The sequence below is a fragment of the Mycobacterium mantenii genome (assembly GCF_010731775.1).
GTDB classification, from domain to species: Bacteria; Actinomycetota; Actinomycetes; order Mycobacteriales; family Mycobacteriaceae; genus Mycobacterium; species Mycobacterium mantenii.
The window spans coordinates 5,117,652-5,132,729 of record NZ_AP022590.1; the positions used below are offsets into that span (position 1 = coordinate 5,117,652).

Consider the following 15,078-nt stretch of genomic DNA (forward strand, 5'->3'; position numbering starts at 1 on the left):
CTCAGCGCGGCGCGATCAGCGCGAAGGCCTGTTTGGCGACCTTCAGCATCCAGCTGGTCACGGTCGGGCCGTGATCGCGCGGCCAGTTCAGCTGAAAGCTGACCACCCACGGCTGGCCCGTCTTGTCGACGGCGTACCAGCTGAACGTCAAATCGCCCGGCAGCCCACCGGCTTTCGCGCCGATGTAGGGCCAGGTATTGCGGTCGAGCTGGATACCCGCGACCGCGGAGAGTATCTCGCGCACCGGTGCGGCCTTGCCGACCGCGTCGGCCTGCAGCGCCGCGTGGACCCGGCAGATGTCCTCGGCGTTGCCGTACCACTCCGCCCCGTAAGAGGACGCCGGCGAGTGGGCCCGCATCGGATCAGGGTCGTATGGCGTCGAATTCGCCTGCTCCAGCAGCTGCCCGCGGACTTGCGGCGATCCGTGCTCCCATTGGTTGCGCAGGTCCGGCCTGCCCCACCCGACGGAGAACAACTCGTACATGGTCGGGAACGGGGTCATGCTGGCCGGGTCGTGATGGCCGGCCGTGGCGAGCGCCTCCTCGATGGCGTGCGTGCCCATCTTCCCGATCAGCAGGTCGGTCGCCATGTTGTCACTGGTGGCGATCATCTTCTCGGCGGCGGTGCGCACCGAAACATGCGCCCCGGCGGGCAACGCCAATCCCGAGGAGCCGACCGCCCGGCTTTTGTCGGTGACGGTCAGCTGGTCATCCCAGGACACCGTCCCTTCCTTGATCGCGCCCGCCAGCCCATGCAACACGTACAGCTTGAAAATCGATGCCAGGGGCAAGGATTTGCGCGTGTTGGTGCCCGCCACCGGGTCGCAATGTCCGTCGTCGACCTTGGCGACCTGATAGGAGTAGCGCGCACCGGTCTTGCTCAGCACCGCGTCGATGTCGTGCCACGAGTTGATCGTGGGCGCCTGGGTGTCGAGATCGAACCGATCCACCCACCCGCCGTCGTCGGTGTGAATCCGGATGTTTTGCCGCGCACCGTAGGACGAGGTCAGGTGCAGGGTCGCCACGTTCGCGCCGAGGTCGACGCCGTCAAGGGCGAACGGACGGTCCCACCACAGCGCCTCCATGGTGGTTTCCACCGACTCGACCTCGTCGGGTGCGGCGAGGGTGCGGACCCCGACCGGGCCGATGGGCCAGTCCGAGTTGAGCATGTCCAGCGTCTGCTGGGCCCGGATGCCGGGCGGGGTCCGGGTGTCGATCTGCCGACTTGGATTCGCCGCGTTCGCCTGCGGGGAGGGATTGGGGCCGCAACCGGGCGCCAATGTCACTACGAGTGCGGCGGCCGCGCTCAGCGTCAAGGCCCGGCGCCAGGCCGACAGCCCGCTAGCCAGCCTGCTTGTTGCCGGCAACGTCCATCACAACCTCGAATTCCAGCAGCGACGCCCCGGTCGCCACCGGCTTCGCCCGTTCACCGGAGTGTGCTTCGATGGCGGGCCCCTGCGCCCACGCCTGGAATGCCTCCTCGGATTCCCACTGGGTCACCACGAAGTAGCGGTTCTCGCCCTTGATCGGGCGGAGCAGCTGAAAGCCGAGGAAGCCGGGCTGGTTGTCGACGGCGTGCGCCCGGTGGGCGAACCGCTTCTCCAGCTCCGGGCCGGCGTCGGCGGGTACTTCGATTGCGTTGATCTTCACCACTGGCGACATGCCGCTAGGCTACCCCGCCCATCCCCGTGCTCGGGTCGTGGGCGGTGCACGCAAGATGGTGCTATGCCCAGCCATCTGCTGACTTGCCAAGGGGGGTTCGGTGAGCCGCTGGTGCTGGTGCACGGCCTGATGGGGCGGGGGACCACCTGGCCGCGGCAGCTGCCCTGGCTGAGCCGGCTCGGCACCGTCTACACCTACGACGCGCCGTGGCACCGCGGCCGCGACGTCGACGATCCGCACCCGATCAGCACCGAACGGTTCGTGGCCGATCTGGCCGACGCCGTGAGCGCGCTGGCGGTGCCGGCCCGGATGGTCGGGCATTCGATGGGCGCCCTGCACTCCTGGTGTCTGGCGGCCGAGCGCCCCGAGCTGGTTTCCGCGCTGGTACTCGAGGACATGGCGCCGGACTTCCGGGACCGGACCACCGGCCCCTGGGAGCCGTGGCTGCACGCCCTTCCGGTCGAATTCGACACCGCCGAACAGGTTTACGCCGAATTCGGGCCCGTCGCCGGGCAATACTTCCTGGAGGCCTTCGACCGCACCGAAACCGGTTGGCGGCTGCACGGTCACACCGCGCGGTGGATCGAGATCGCCGCGGAGTGGGGCACCCGCGACTATTGGACGCAGTGGCGCGACGTGCGTGTGCCCGCGCTGCTCATCGAGGCCGGCAATTCGGTCACCCCGCCCGGGCAGATGCAAGAGATGGCCGAAATTGGCTTCGCGACAACGTATTTGAAGGTCCCGGAAGCCGGTCACCTGATTCACGACGAGGCGCCCCAGTTGTACCGCGAGGCGGTCGAGTCGTTTCTGGCGGCGCCGCGTTCGCCGGCCTGATGCGCTACTCCTCGCCGGCCAGCGCGAACCGGCCGTCGCGCGTCTGGGTCACCAAGCCGTCGGCCAGCAGCGAATACAGCGCCCGGTCGCGCTGCGCGGTATCGGTCAGCCAAGCCACATCCAGCTGAGCGCGGGTCACCGGAGAATCGTTGGCGCGCAACACATCCATCAGCCGCCCGCGAACCTGACGGTCGGTTCCGGCGTAGGTCTGAACGCGGCGGGCCGGGCCCTGCGCGGGCGGATGGCCGGCGTCCCGCCACGCGCACCGGCCCAGCGGACACAGCCCGCAGCGCGGCGTGCGCGCGGTGCACACCGTCGCGCCCAGTTCCATCAGCGCGACGGAAAATCTCGGTGCCGTCCCGTCGGCGGGCAGCAGCGCCGACACGTCGGCGTGGTCCCGCGTCGCGGACGGTGCGCCCGCGTCGGCCTGGCCGTGCACCACGCGCGCCACCACCCGGCGCACGTTGGTGTCCACCACCGGTACCGGCTGTCCATAGGCGAAACAGGCGATGGCGCGGGCGGTGTAGCTGCCGACGCCGGGCAGCGTCAGCAGGGTGTCGACGTCCCCGGGAACCTCGTCGCCGTGATCGCGCGCGATCACGATGGCGCACTCGTGTAATCGCTTGGCCCGCCGCGGATAGCCCAGCTTGCCCCAGGCGCGCAGCACGTCGGCGGCGCTGGCCGCCGCTGTGGCCGACGCGGTGGGCCAGCGCCGCACCCAATCCGTCCAGATCGGTAGCACCCGCGATACCGGCGTCTGCTGCAGCATGAATTCGCTGACCAGAATCTGCCAGGCGCTGACCCCGGGCTCGCGCCACGGCAGATCGCGGCTCGACCGGTCGTACCAATCGATCAACTTGTCGGCCGGAACATTTGGCCGTCCGTTCACCGGCGGATGCGGCATGATGTCAGCCATGCCTAACACCAGTCCGGTAACCGCGTGGAAATCACTCAAAGAGGGTAACGAGCGATTCGTCGCCGGTAAGCCGCAGCATCCCAGCCAAAGTGTTGAGCACCGAGCGAGCCTGGCCGCGGGTCAGAGTCCCACCGCGGTCGTGTTCGGCTGCGCGGACAGCCGAGTTGCCGCCGAGCTCATCTTCGATCAGGGCTTGGGTGACATGTTCGTGGTGCGCACCGCCGGGCAGGCCATCGATTCGGCGGTGCTGGGCTCCATCGAGTTCGCCGTGGCGGTGCTCAACGTGCCGCTGATCGTCGTGCTGGGTCACGACAGCTGCGGCGCCGTCAAGGCGGCGCTGGCCGCGATCGACGACGGCACCATCCCCGGCGGTTTCGTGCGTGATGTGGTGGAGCGCGTGGCCCCCTCGATCCTGATGGGCCGGCGCGAGGGCCTGAGCCGCGTGGACGAGTTCGAGAAGCGCCACGTCTGCGAGACCGTTGCGCAACTGACGTCTCGCTCGGCGATTATCGCCGAGCGGGTGGCCGCGGGCACGGTAGCGGTGGCGGGGGTCACCTACCACCTTGCGGACGGGCGGGCCGAGTTGTGCGATCACGCCGGCGACATAGGTGAATAGCGCCGAATAGGGCACCCGTGGGGCCGCGCTCGTCGGCGCCACTACACGCCGGTCGGCCAGCAAACCTGGCGACACGCCGAGGCGGGTCAGCCGAATCGATGTGACCTGGGCCTACGCTGCGAACGTGCTCGATCTGGAACCGCGTGGCCCGCTACCCACGGAGATCTATTGGCGGCGCAGAGGCCTGGCCATCGGCATCGCGGTCGTGGTGATCGGGATCGTGGCCGCCATCGTCATCGCCTTCATGGGGCATAGCGGGGGAGCCAAGCCCGCCAATGCCGACAAGGCCAGCGCCGCGCAGAACAAGCCGGGATCGCCTGCGCCCCAGGCGCCCCCACCGGCGGGTCCCGAGGGCCCCGCTCCGGTGGCGCCGCCGGCGCAGGGGCAGAACCCCGAGACCCCCACACCCACCGCCGCGGTGCAGCCGCCGCCGGTGCTGAAGGAGGGCGACGACTGCCCCGATTCGACGCTGGCGGTCAAGGGCCTGACCAACGCGCCCCAGTACTTCATCGGCGACCAGCCGAAGTTCACCATGGTCGTCACCAACATCGGCCTGGTGGCCTGCAAGCGCGACGTCGGCGCCGCGGTGTTGGCGGCCTACGTCTACTCGCTGGACAACAAGCGGTTGTGGTCCAACCTGGACTGCGCGCCGTCCAACGAGACGCTGATCAAAACCTTCACGCCGGGCGAGCAGGTGACCACCGCGGTGACGTGGACGGGAATGGGCTCGGCGCCGCACTGCCCGCTGCCGCGGCCGGCGATCGGGCCGGGCACCTACAACCTCGTGGTGCAGCTGGGCAATCTGCGCTCGATGCCGGTGCCGTTCATCATGAACCAGCCGCCACCGCCACCGGGCCCGGCACCCGGACCGGGTCAGCCGGGCGCCGTGCCGCAGCCGGAGGCGCCGCCGATGGCCCCGCCGCCGGCCGGCTGACGCCGACGCGCATCAGCGCGCACCTAGCTCAATGAGTCGGTGATCGTCGACTCCGCCAGCTGCGACAGGCCTTCCCGCACATGGCGTGCCCACATCGCGCCGATGCCGTCGACCGATTGCAGGTCGCTGGCGCTGGCCGCCAGCACGTTCTGCAGCGTCCCGAACGAGCGGACCAACAGGTCAGCGTGGGCGAACTGCAGGCGCGGAATGCCGGCCAGCGCACGGTAGCCACGCGGGCTGACCGCCGAATCCTGCGCCTCGGTGGTGGTCGGATAGCCGAAAACCTTTGCCAGGATCGTGAAGTCGAGCAGCTCGGCATCCGACAGCGCGTCCAGCTCGTCGAGTGTGGCCGTCATCTGCGCCTCGGACAACGGCTCCGGGCTGGCGTGATAGTCGCGCACGATCAGTTCGCGGGCGTTGTCGTTGCCGCCCAGCAGCTCGTCGAGCTGCAGCCGTAGCTGGCGGCCGTCGGTGCCGAGTTCGACCACGTCGTTGTCGATCACCTGGCCGATCCGCCGGACCAGCTCGAGCCGCTGCACCACCGACATGACGTCGCGCAGGGTCACGAAGTCCTCGATCTCAGCGCGCGACAGCTGCCGGCTGACCTCGTCGAGCCTGATCTTGTAGCGCTCCAGGGTGGCGATGGCCTGGTTGGCCCGCGACAGGATGGTCGCCGAATCGGCCACCACGTGGCGCTCCCCGCCCACGTAGACGGTCACGATGTTCATCGAGTGGCTCACCGAGATCACCGGATACCCGGTCTGGATCGCGGCCCGCTCCGCCGAGCGGTGCCGGGTTCCCGACTCGTCGGTGGCGATCGACGGATCGGGAACCAGTTGCACGTTGGCCCGCACGATGCGGCTGCCGTCGGTGGACAGCACGACGGCGCCGTCCATCTTGGCCAGCTCACGCAGCCGGGTGGGCGCGTAACGCACATCGAGGGCGAAGCCGCCGTCGCAGATGGCCTCGACGGCTTCGTCGTTGCCGAGCACGATCAGCGCGCCGGTACGGCCACGCAGAATACGTTCCAGGCCGTCACGCAGCCCGGTGCCAGGAGCCAGGCGGGCGACAGTCTCACGCAGGGTCGGACGAGTCACAACGTGTCATTCTTCAGGCCCGACGCGTCACGCGTCCAGCCGTCGCGGGCCTGCCGGCGTGCCGCCGCGGTGGTCGGCGATGTCGATCATGTGCTCGAGCGCCGCCACGATGGTGGGCGCCCGCAGTGCCCGCATCCCGCTGGGCACTATTTCGCGCCGGGGGTCGTCGCCATCCGGGATGAGCGCAATGTTGAACCCCTGGCGCGCGGCTTCGCTCAGCCGCCGCTCCATGCCGCTGACCCGCCGGAGATCTCCGGCCAGGCCCACCTCGCCGATCATCACCGCCGTGGTGGGCAGCGGCAGGCTTGTGAGCGCCGAGGCCAGCGCGACCGCGACCGCCAGATCCGACGACGGATCGGTCAGCCGCATGCCGCCGACCGTGGACAGATAGATGTCGTTGGCGGCGATGGGCAGTCTGGCGTGCTTTTCCAGCACCGCGGTGATCATCGCGGCCCGGGAATGGTCGATGCCGCTGACGGCGCGGCGCGGCGAGCCGCCCGCGGGCGTGGCCAGCAGCGCCTGCACCTCGCCGATGAGCGGTCGCTTTCCGTCGAGCGTCACCGTGATCGCGGTGCCGGGGACCGGCGCCGGACGCTGGTCCAGGAACAGGTTCGACGGGTCGGCGACGCCGTCGATCCCGTTGTCGTGCAGCAGGAAACACCCCACCTCGTCGGCCGCACCGAACCGGTTCTTGATCCCCCGGACCATCCGCAGCGAGCCGTTGCGGTCGCCTTCGAAGTGCAGCACGACGTCGACGAGATGCTCCAGCGAGCGCGGCCCGGCGATGGCCCCGTCCTTGGTGACGTGCCCGACCAGGATCAGCGCGACCCCGTTGGTTTTGGCCGCGGCGGTCAGCGCCGACGTCACCGCGCGCACCTGTGTGACACCGCCGGCCACGCCGTCGGCCTCGGTGGTGGACATGGTCTGCACCGAGTCCACGATCACCAGGGCCGGCTTGACCGTGGCGATGTGCTCGAGCACCGTGTGCAGGTCGGAGTCTGCTGCCAAGTACAGCTCGTCGCCGCCGCAGCCGATGCGGTCCGCGCGCAGCCGGATCTGGCCGGCGGACTCCTCACCGGAGATGTACAGCGCGCGGCGGCCCGATTCCGCCCAGCGGTGCGCGACCTCGAGCAGCAGTGTCGACTTGCCCACACCCGGATCGCCGGCCAGCAGCGTCACCGAGCCGGGCACCACGCCGCCGCCCAGCACCCGGTCGAGTTCGTCTACACCTGTCGTGCGGTGCTGGCTCGCGTTGGGCGCGATGGAAGTGATCGGCACGGCCGGGGACGCCGCGGCCAGGCCGGCGCGGCGGCCGGCGACCGCACTGAGGACCGGGACCTCGTCGACGGTGCCCCAGGTGCCGCACTCCAGGCAGCGGCCGACCCACTTCGCCGTGACATGACGGCATTCGGAACAGCGATATTGGGAGCGCGCAGTTGCCACGTCATGACGGTATCGAGCCGCTACGACAAGCCCGCGTCACGACAGGCGGTTAGCCCGCCTGGTTTTGCTGCGGCGGCATCAGGCCGGCCGAAATCGGCACCGCGACCGTGGCCTGCCCGGCCTTCTCGAAATTGAAGGTGAAGTTGTAGGTGAGGCCGTTCGAGATCGGTTTGGCCAAATTGACGGTGGCCCTCGCCGCCGCGGTGTGGGCGCCCACCGGGCCCGGCGCCACCTTCTGGCCTTCCGGCGTGCCGATGAACAGCGATCCGCCGGCGGGCAGCCGGGGGTCGCCGCTGACCGTCACCGTGCCGATGTCGCTGGTGATGCCGACCAGCCGGTCGGCCGAACTCGGCGACTGATTGACCGCCACCAGCACCAGGTCCACGGTCCGGCCCGGCTGCAGGTAGTCGCCGGTCTGGTTGGCCTGGATCCGGATGTCGCGCAGCGCCACGTGGTTGAACGTGACCTTGTTGCCGTTGACGGCCGGCTCCTGGACCGCCATCTGCGAGACCTGGCCGGCTCCGCAACCGCTGAGCAGAGCAACCAGAACGGCAAGCACGCCGGCCACGGCGAACACGGGCAGGCCGAGGCGGATCTTGAAGCGGTTCACTCTCTCAGGCCTCCTGCTGAGCCGATTCGACTGATGCAACTATGCACAGTAGTAGGAACGTCTCGCGCGCGATACCGCGGGGCGCCAGACCAGCGCAGGAGCGCGAAAATGGGCCTCAAATAGGCCGCCGCCGGGCCGCTTCGATCGCGTTGGTAATGTGCTGCACTGCACGACTTGGTCCCCATGTCAACCCCTAGTCTGCGCGTGTTGTGCCCCTGACCTGCATCGTTGCTTCGCGCGTAGTTAGGCGGCCGTGTTAGGATGAAGTAACGAAAGGGGCTCGAATCAGATGATCTTCAAGGTCGGCGACACCGTTGTTTACCCGCATCACGGTGCTGCGTTAGTCGAGGCGATCGAAACCCGGACGATCAAAGGGGAACAAAAAGAGTATCTCGTCTTGAAGGTGGCGCAGGGAGACCTGACGGTTCGAGTTCCCGCCGATAACGCTGAGTACGTCGGTGTGCGCGACGTCGTCGGACAAGAAGGTCTCGACAAAGTTTTCCAGGTGCTGCGCGCCCCGCACACCGAAGAGCCGACGAACTGGTCGCGCCGCTACAAGGCCAACCTCGAAAAGCTTGCTTCCGGCGATGTCAACAAGGTCGCCGAGGTTGTCCGCGACCTGTGGCGTCGCGACCAGGAGCGAGGTTTGTCGGCGGGCGAGAAGCGGATGCTGGCCAAGGCCCGTCAGATTCTGGTCGGTGAATTGGCGCTGGCCGAGAGCACCGACGACGCCAAGGCGGAGACCATCCTCGACGAGGTTCTGGCCGCCGCTTCCTGAAGGCCCTGACGCTTCGGTGGCCCCGGAGAAGGGCACCTCAGGCAACGTAGTCGCAGTCGTCCCCGCCGCTGGGTCGGGCAAACGACTGGCCGCAGGAATTCCGAAAGCATTCTGTGTGGTCGACGGCCGCACGCTGCTGCAGCGTGCGGTCACCGGCCTGCTGGAATCCGGGGTCGTCGATCACGTCGTGGTGGCGGTTCCCGCCGACCGGATCGACGAAGCCACGCAGGTGCTGGGCGGCCACGTCGCCGCGGGGCGAGCGACCGTCGTCGCCGGCGGGCCCGACCGCACCGAATCCGTCAACCTGGCCCTGGCGGCCCTGGCGTCCTTTTCGGCGGCGGCCCCCGAGTTCGTGCTGGTGCACGACGCCGCGCGGGCGCTGACCCCCCCGGCGCTGATCGCGCGCGTGGTGGAGTCGCTGCGGGCCGGTCACCAGGCCGTCGTGCCCGCGCTGCGCCTGCATGACACGATCAAGGCCGTGGACGCCAACGGGGTGGTCCTGGGGACGCCGGAGCGCGCCGGGCTGCGAGCCGTGCAGACCCCGCAGGGCTTCGCGACCGATCTGCTGTTGCGCGCCTATCGCGCCGGCGCCGGCATGGCCGGCTTCACCGACGATGCGTCGCTGGTCGAGCATGTCGGCGGGCAGGTCCAGGTGGTCGACGGCGACCCGCTGGCCTTCAAGATCACCACCCAGCTCGATTTGTTGCTGGCCGAGACCGTCGTGCGCCGGTGAACGCGCCGCTTCCCCTGCCCCGGGTCGGCCTGGGCGTCGACGTGCACCCCATCGAGCCCGGACGGCCGTGCTGGCTGCTGGGTCTGCTCTTCGCCGACGCCGACGGCTGCGCCGGTCATTCCGACGGCGACGTCGGCGCGCACGCGCTGTGCGACGCGGTGTTGTCGGCGGCCGGGCTGGGTGACGTGGGTGCGGTATTCGGGGTCGACGATCCGCGCTGGAAAGGGGTCAGCGGCGCCGACATGCTGCGTCATGTCGCGGAGCTGACGTCGCGCCACGGCTTCCGGGTCGGCAACGCCGCCGTGCAGGTCGTCGGGAATCGGCCGAAAGTCGGTCCACGCCGCGACGAGGCGCAGCGGCTCCTGTCGGAATTGCTCGGTGCGCCGGTCTCGGTGTCGGCGACGACCACCGACGGGTTGGGGCTGACCGGACGCGGTGAGGGCCTCGCCGCGATCGCCACCGCGCTGGTGGTCCCCACCGGGTAAGCCCGCGCAGCGCCGGGCGCCGGGGAACTACCCGGTAAGCTGGCACGTCGTGACCGATCACGCCCGTTTGCGGCTACACGACACGGCAGCCGGCGCCGTGCGTGATTTCGTTCCGCTGCGCGAGGGCCAGGTCTCGATCTACCTCTGTGGCGCCACCGTCCAGGGCTTGCCGCACATCGGCCATGTCCGCAGCGGGGTGGCCTTCGACATCCTGCGCCGCTGGCTCATCGCGCGCGGCTGCGACGTCGCGTTCATCCGCAACGTCACCGACATCGACGACAAGATCCTCAACAAGGCGGCAGCGGCGGGCAGGCCGTGGTGGGAATGGGCGGCCACCTACGAGCGCGCCTTCAGCGCCGCCTACGACGCTCTGGACGTGATGCCGCCGTCGGCCGAGCCGCGCGCCACCGGGCACATCACCCAGATGGTCGAGTTAATGGGACGGCTGATCGAAACCGAGCACGCGTACTCCGCCGGCGGCGACGTCTACTTCAACGTGCTCAGCTACCCGGAGTACGGGCAGCTGTCCGGTCACAAGATCGACGACGTCCATCAGGGCGAGGGCGTGGCCACCTGCAAGCGCGATCAGCGTGACTTCACCCTGTGGAAGGCCGCCAAACCCGGTGAACCGTCCTGGCCCACCCCGTGGGGCCGGGGACGCCCGGGCTGGCACCTGGAATGCTCCGCGATGGCCCGCACGTATCTAGGACAGGAATTCGACATCCATTGCGGCGGAATGGATTTGGTTTTCCCGCACCACGAGAACGAGATCGCCCAAAGCCGCGCCGCCGGCGACGGATTCGCCCGCTACTGGCTGCACAACGGCTGGGTGACCATGGGCGGCGAGAAGATGAGCAAATCGCTGGGCAACGTGCTGGCCATACCGGCGCTGCTGCAGCGCGTGCGCGCCGCCGAGCTGCGCTACTACCTGGGCAGCGCCCACTACCGGTCGATGCTGGAATTCTCCGACAACGCCCTGCAGGACGCGGTGAAAGCCTATGTCGGCGTGGAGGAATTCCTGCACCGCGTGAGGGTACGGGTCGGTGGCGTCGAGCCCGGGCAATGGACCCCGCGCTTCGCCGAGGCCCTCAACGACGACCTGGCCGTGCCGGCCGCGCTCGCCGAAGTGCACCAGGCCCGCGCCGAGGGCAACCGGGCGCTCGACTCCGGCGATCACGAAGGCGCGTTGCATCATGCTCGCGCGATCCGCGCGATGATGGGCATCCTGGGCTGCGACCCCCTCGACGAACGCTGGGAAACCCGCGACGAGACATCGGCGGCGCTGGCCGCGGTCGACGTGCTGGTCCGGGCGGAGCTGGAGAATCGGCAGAAGGCCCGCGACGAACGCAATTGGGCGCTCGCCGACGAGATTCGCGACCGGCTCAAGTACGCCGGCATCGAGGTCACCGACACCGCCGACGGGCCGCAGTGGTCGCTGCAGGCCGGTGACGACAAGTAGGGCCGAGTAGATGGCCGGCAACTCGCGTCGCCGTGGGGCGATACGCAAAGAGGGCACCAAGAAGGGCCCAACCGTAGGTTCGGGCGGCCAGCGCCGCCGCGGCCTGGAAGGCCGGGGCCCCACCCCACCCGCGCATCTGCGCCCCAACCATCCGGCCGCCAAGCGCGCCAAAACCCAGAGCCGCCGGCCGGCACGGGGCCGCACCGACGAAGCCGAGACGGTGCTGGGCCGCAACCCGGTGCTCGAGTGTCTGCGGGCCGGGGTGCCGGCCACCGCGCTCTACGTGGCGCTGGGCACCGACGCCGACGAGCGCCTCACCGAGTCCGTCACCCGCGCCGCCGATTTGGGCATCTCCATTCTGGAGGTACCGCGCACCGACCTGGACCGGATGACCGGCAACCACCTGCATCAAGGCATCGCGTTGCAGGTGCCGCCGTACAACTACGCCCACCCCGACGACCTGGTTGCCGCCGCGATCGCCTCGCCGCCGGCGCTGCTGGTCGCGCTGGACAACATCTCCGATCCCCGCAACCTGGGTGCCATCGTCCGTTCGGTGGCCGCATTCGGCGGCCACGGTGTGCTGATCCCGCAGCGACGGTCGGCCTCGGTGACGGCGGTGGCCTGGCGCACCAGCGCCGGGGCCGCGGCCCGCATCCCGGTGGCGCGCGCCACCAATCTGACCAGGACACTGACGGATTGGGCCGGACGCGGGCTGCGGGTGATCGGGCTCGACGCCGGCGGTGACACCACGCTCGACGACATGGACGGCACCGATCCGCTGGTGGTCGTGGTGGGGTCCGAAGGCAAGGGGCTGTCGCGGTTGGTGCGGCAAAACTGCGACGAAGTCGTGTCCATCCCGATGGCGGGGGACACCGAATCGCTGAACGCATCGGTGGCCGCCGGGGTGGTGCTCGCCGAAATCACGCGCCAGCGCAGGGGTTAACCCCGGTGCCCGGCCGGCCCGCACGCCTTCGCGCCGTGCTGGCGGTGCTGCTGGCCGTCGCGGTGTTGCCGGTCGGCGCTGCCCGGGCCCAAACGCCCGACTTCGACCTTCAGGCCCACCGGGGTGGACGCGGGGAGACCACCGAGGAATCCCGGCGTGCGTTCGCCAAGGCGATCGAATTGGGCGTCAGCACACTGGAACTCGACATCGTCCTGACCAGGGACGGCCAACCGCTGGTGTGGCATGACCCGACGATCCAGGCCGAGAAGTGCGCCGACACCGCGCCCGCGTTCGCCGGCGACCCGCAGTACCCGTACGTCGGCAAGCTCGTGCACGAGCTCACCCTGGCGCAGCTCTCGACGCTCGACTGTGGCAAGCGGCTCGATGAGTTCCCGAACGCCGAAGTGGTGCGCGGCAACAAGATAGCGACGTTGCCGCAGGTTTTCTCGCTCGCCGACTCCTACCGTGCCGACGCGATGCGCTACAACATCGAAACCAAGGTGGATGCCGACCGCCCCGGCTCATCGGCCGCGCCGCAAGAGTTCGTCGACGTGATACTGGCCGCGGTCAGGTCCGCGGGGAAGGTCGACCGCGTGGAGATCCAGAGCTTCGACTGGCGCACCCTGCCGCTGGCGCGGCGCGCCGAACCGTCGATTCCGTTGGTGGCCCTGTACAACGAGCAGACCTGGGCCCCGGACTCGCCCTGGCTGGCCGGCGAAAATCCCACGCTCGTCGGCGACCCCCTGATCGGCGCGCGGATGGTGGGCGCCGGCATCGTCTCTCCGGACTATCGGCTGGTCACCGGTGAGCCCTACGTCGACCGCGCGCATGCCCTGGGGCTCAAGGTGATTCCATGGACCGTCAACGACGCCGCCGCCATGCGTCGGCAGATCGGCTTCGGGGTCGACGGCATCATCACCGACTACCCGACGTTGTTGCGTGGCGTGCTCGCCGAACTGTCGATGCCGTTGCCGCCGGCGTACGTGCGGCCCTAGGGGGCCACGCTGCCGACCAGGTCGCTGGGCGCGCCGGCCGGCTGCGCGTCGCCGCGCCGCGGCCGGCGGCGGTTGGCCAGGGCGGCCCGCCACATCATGCCCGGGCGGAGCAGCCGGGTGGCGGGATCGATCAGCGCTGTGACCCTGACGAACCGATCGACCGCGACGGGGTCGTATTCGGTCGCGGTGAGTATGCGCTCGATGTATGCGTTGAGCAGCCGGGTAAGAAGCGGCGGCGTGCCCTCGATTTCGGGCAGGCAGAGGTCCGGGTTGGCCGACAGCTCCCACGCCTGGCGGATCGGCACCGCGGCGGCACGGAAGAATCGCCGCGCCAAATCTGCTGTGCCGCCGGACAAGCAGTCGCGCAGCGCCAATGCCTCCAGCGCGGCGACCGTCATGCCCTGACCGTAGATCGGGTTGAAGCTACAGATCGCGTCGCCCATCACCAGCAGGCCTTCCGGGAAGCGTTGCAACCTGTCGTAGCGGCGCCACTGACTCGACGGTTGACAGTGCCGGGTGGTCTCGCCGATGGGTTCGGCGGCCCGGACCGCGGCCAGCAGATGGGCCGGGGCGCAGTCCTCGACGAACTCGCACATCGACGCCAGGTCCGGCCGCGGCCCGTGGCCCGCTATGCCGAAGACGGTCAACATGCAGGTGTCGTGCTCCGAGCGCAGCAGCCCCAGCCCGTACGGACGGCCCGGTGTCACTCCGACGACGACGCCGAATTCGTGCAGCGCGTCCGGTGCCATGCGCAGGCGTTGACTCACGTAGGTCAGGTGAACCGGTACGTGAACCTCGGCCGGCCGCTCGTAGCCCAAGGCGGTCAGCCACGCCGGGGTGCGGGCGCCGCGCCCGGTGGCATCGAGCACCAGGTCGGCGCTCAACGTGACGTTCTCGCGGGTGCGGCGGTTGACCGCACGGGCGCCGGTCACCCGGCGGCGATCCGGTGCCGTGGTCAAGTCCACGATGTCGTGCTCGTCGAGCAGCGTGACGTTGGGCATGCGACGGAGTCGCGCTCGGACGTGTTCTTCCAGGAACGGCCGGGTGGCCAGATAGACGTCGAACGAAGGGGCGCCGCCCGAGCGGACCATCAGATGCTCGCCCAATCGGTAGTACAGCTGCGAAAGATCGCGGCCATCCAGGTGGTGCGCGCCGTCGATCACCAGCTGATCGAGGACCCCGGGGAACAACTGCTCGAGTGCCAGGGCGCCGCGCGGCAGCAGGCCATGGAGGTGGCGACCTTGCGGCACGCCCCGGCGGGCGGCGGCGGTTTCGGGAGGGATGTCCGGCAGCGGATCGCGCTCCAGCACCGTGACCGTGCCGAAGAAATCGCTGAGCGATCGCGCGGCCGCCAGACCGGCCATGCTCGCTCCCAATACCAGCGCGTGATTACCGATCTTTGCCATAGCCCACCGCCTGTGTTGAGCGCCTACTTGACAAAAACCATGCTCATGGCCCGAAACGGGGGCCGACAGCGTAGTCGACTACGTCATTGCCACGACGCGACCCCACGCCAGGCCACCTAACGCCGCACAAAGCAACCCGAACAACGCTCGCGCAAAGTTATAGTCGCC

The 15,078-nt window shown here is 69.4% G+C and carries 16 protein-coding genes; 9 read left to right on the top strand and 7 right to left on the bottom strand.

Translation table 11 applies throughout. From position 1 onward, the window contains the following. Position 1 precedes the first annotated feature (1 nt). A complete protein-coding gene (locus tag G6N50_RS23465) occupies positions 2-1,366 on the bottom strand; it encodes a serine hydrolase (protein WP_083095405.1) in 1,365 nt (454 codons plus the stop codon). Further along, entirely contained in the window at positions 1,341-1,661 is a 321-nt protein-coding gene (gene mhuD / locus G6N50_RS23470; protein ID WP_007772332.1) for a mycobilin-forming heme oxygenase MhuD, read from the bottom strand. Before mhuD ends, G6N50_RS23465 begins: the two co-directional genes overlap by 26 nt. A 63-nt stretch (positions 1,662-1,724) precedes the next feature. On the opposite strand from mhuD, the gene G6N50_RS23475 reads away from it, so the two are divergent. After that, complete coding sequence (locus G6N50_RS23475; RefSeq protein ID WP_083095406.1) at positions 1,725-2,495, top strand: alpha/beta fold hydrolase; 771 nt, start codon at positions 1,725-1,727, stop codon at positions 2,493-2,495. Positions 2,496-2,499: 4 nt separating this feature from the next. Here the strand turns inward: G6N50_RS23475 and G6N50_RS23480 are convergent, their stop codons facing one another. After that, entirely contained in the window at positions 2,500-3,411 is a 912-nt protein-coding gene (locus tag G6N50_RS23480; protein WP_083095407.1) for an HhH-GPD family protein, read from the bottom strand. Between G6N50_RS23480 and G6N50_RS23485 the strand changes: the two genes are divergently transcribed. Both G6N50_RS23485 and G6N50_RS23490 read left to right on the top strand, forming a co-directional pair. Beyond that, the gene (locus tag G6N50_RS23485; protein WP_065027970.1) at positions 3,410-4,027 is read left to right on the top strand and encodes a carbonic anhydrase; all 618 of its coding nucleotides are present in this window, start codon (positions 3,410-3,412) and stop codon (positions 4,025-4,027) included. The two genes, G6N50_RS23480 and G6N50_RS23485, sit on opposite strands and share 2 nt — an antisense overlap. Positions 4,028-4,151: 124 nt before the next feature. Beyond that, the gene (locus G6N50_RS23490) at positions 4,152-4,961 is read left to right on the top strand and encodes a hypothetical protein (RefSeq protein WP_142275576.1); all 810 of its coding nucleotides are present in this window, start codon (positions 4,152-4,154) and stop codon (positions 4,959-4,961) included. 23 nt (positions 4,962-4,984) lie between these two features. Here G6N50_RS23490 and disA read toward each other — a convergent pair whose 3' ends face one another. The 3 genes from disA to G6N50_RS23505 are packed head-to-tail and all read right to left on the bottom strand — an operon-like array spanning position 4,985 to position 8,111. Next, positions 4,985-6,058, bottom strand: a complete 1,074-nt coding sequence (gene disA, locus G6N50_RS23495; protein ID WP_083095409.1) for a DNA integrity scanning diadenylate cyclase DisA — start codon at positions 6,056-6,058, stop codon at positions 4,985-4,987. Positions 6,059-6,085: 27 nt separating this feature from the next. After that, on the bottom strand, positions 6,086-7,501 hold the full coding sequence (radA, locus tag G6N50_RS23500) for a DNA repair protein RadA (protein WP_083095410.1): 1,416 nt from the start codon (positions 7,499-7,501) through the stop codon (positions 6,086-6,088). Between the two features lie 49 nt (positions 7,502-7,550). Beyond that, complete coding sequence (locus G6N50_RS23505) at positions 7,551-8,111, bottom strand: hypothetical protein (protein WP_083095411.1); 561 nt, start codon at positions 8,109-8,111, stop codon at positions 7,551-7,553. A 289-nt stretch (positions 8,112-8,400) separates the two neighbouring features. On the opposite strand from G6N50_RS23505, the gene carD reads away from it, so the two are divergent. From carD to G6N50_RS23535, 6 genes are read left to right on the top strand one after another with little or no spacing between them, the layout of a single operon-like run. Next, the gene (gene carD / locus G6N50_RS23510; RefSeq protein ID WP_007166539.1) at positions 8,401-8,889 is read left to right on the top strand and encodes an RNA polymerase-binding transcription factor CarD; all 489 of its coding nucleotides are present in this window, start codon (positions 8,401-8,403) and stop codon (positions 8,887-8,889) included. A gap of 16 nt (positions 8,890-8,905) precedes the next feature. After that, positions 8,906-9,622 (top strand): 2-C-methyl-D-erythritol 4-phosphate cytidylyltransferase, encoded by a 717-nt coding sequence (ispD, locus tag G6N50_RS23515; RefSeq protein ID WP_083095412.1) that lies wholly within the window; start codon positions 8,906-8,908, stop codon positions 9,620-9,622. Beyond that, a complete protein-coding gene (ispF, locus tag G6N50_RS23520) occupies positions 9,619-10,107 on the top strand; it encodes a 2-C-methyl-D-erythritol 2,4-cyclodiphosphate synthase (RefSeq protein ID WP_083095413.1) in 489 nt (162 codons plus the stop codon). The genes ispD and ispF overlap by 4 nt, the downstream gene beginning before the upstream one ends. Before the next feature lie 49 nt (positions 10,108-10,156). Continuing rightward, positions 10,157-11,566, top strand: coding sequence for a cysteine--tRNA ligase (gene cysS, locus G6N50_RS23525; RefSeq protein ID WP_083095414.1), 1,410 nt, complete (start codon positions 10,157-10,159; stop codon positions 11,564-11,566). Positions 11,567-11,576: 10 nt separating this feature from the next. Continuing rightward, on the top strand, positions 11,577-12,509 hold the full coding sequence (gene rlmB, locus G6N50_RS23530; protein WP_083095415.1) for a 23S rRNA (guanosine(2251)-2'-O)-methyltransferase RlmB: 933 nt from the start codon (positions 11,577-11,579) through the stop codon (positions 12,507-12,509). A gap of 38 nt (positions 12,510-12,547) precedes the next feature. After that, a complete protein-coding gene (locus tag G6N50_RS23535) occupies positions 12,548-13,504 on the top strand; it encodes a glycerophosphodiester phosphodiesterase (protein ID WP_083095509.1) in 957 nt (318 codons plus the stop codon). Here G6N50_RS23535 and G6N50_RS23540 read toward each other — a convergent pair. Then, positions 13,501-14,910 carry an FAD-dependent oxidoreductase gene (locus tag G6N50_RS23540; protein ID WP_083095416.1) on the bottom strand — a complete coding sequence of 470 codons (1,410 nt, stop codon included), beginning with the start codon at positions 14,908-14,910 and terminating at the stop codon, positions 13,501-13,503. The genes G6N50_RS23535 and G6N50_RS23540 overlap by 4 nt on opposite strands. Positions 14,911-15,078: the final 168 nt, after the last annotated feature.